The following is a 916-nucleotide window of genomic DNA, read 5'->3' as shown; positions in this document are numbered from 1 at the left end:
GCTAAGTTGTTGCAAAGTTTGCATCCATTAAGTTCTGACGATTTGGAGAATAATTTGGTCTTAGGACAATATACCGAATCGAAAGTCCGAGGAAATGCGCTGTTGGGATACCGACAAGAAGAAGGCGTTGCTCAAGATTCTCGCACCGAAACCTTCGTTGCTTTAAAGTTGCATATCAATAATTCCCGTTGGAATGGCGTGCCATTTTTTATTCGATCAGGTAAACGTTTGCCAACTCGCGTAACAGAGGTAGTGATTCATTTCAAACCTAGCCCTCACCCTGTGTTCACGGATAAAGCCCCCAAAAATAAGCTGGTCATAAGGATTCAACCTGATGAAGGGATTGTGATGAAGTTTGGTTTGAAGCGGCCTGGAGCTGGCTTTGAAGCAGAGGAAGTCGCTATGGATTTTCATTATCAAGATTTGGGTGAAACCAAGCTGTTGAGCGCTTATGAACGTTTATTGTTAGATGCGTTAAATGGCGATTCCACTTTATTTGCACGCAGTGATGCTGTTCGCGCGTGTTGGAAGTATGTCGAGCCCATACTGCAATATAAATCATTGTCGCCCGCGTTATACGGATATGCTTCGGGTACTTGGGGGCCAAAAGAAGCGTTCGATTTGATGGCAAGAGACGGCTTTGAGTGGCGTTATCCTTGCAGGAATTTAACTGATACTGATTACTGTGAACTGTGAGAACCAATATCGATGTTTGAGATTAAGGTCTACAACGAGGTAGATGAATTACTAGAACACCTTGCTGAGCAATTGATGGCATATAGCTTGCGAAGTAAGCCCTACCATATTGCTTTGTCAGGGGGCAGCACGCCGAAAGCGCTGTACGCGTTGTTGGCGATGGAGCCTTTTAATAGTGCAATTTGCTGGGATAACTTGCACTTTTGGTGGGGCGATGAGC

At 44.8% G+C, this 916-nt stretch carries 1 protein-coding gene and 1 pseudogene; both read left to right on the top strand.

Translation table 11 applies throughout. From position 1 onward, the window contains the following. Nucleotides 1–696: pseudogene (locus A3738_RS19225) on the top strand (glucose-6-phosphate dehydrogenase); the annotation flags it as partial. Nucleotides 697–708: 12 nt separating this feature from the next. Continuing rightward, nucleotides 709–916: 6-phosphogluconolactonase (locus A3738_RS19220; RefSeq protein ID WP_197473924.1), on the top strand; the 208-nt coding region annotated here is incomplete at its 3' end.

This window comes from Oleiphilus sp. HI0066 (assembly GCF_001635725.1).
This window is presented reverse-complemented; position numbering and strand designations above follow the sequence as displayed.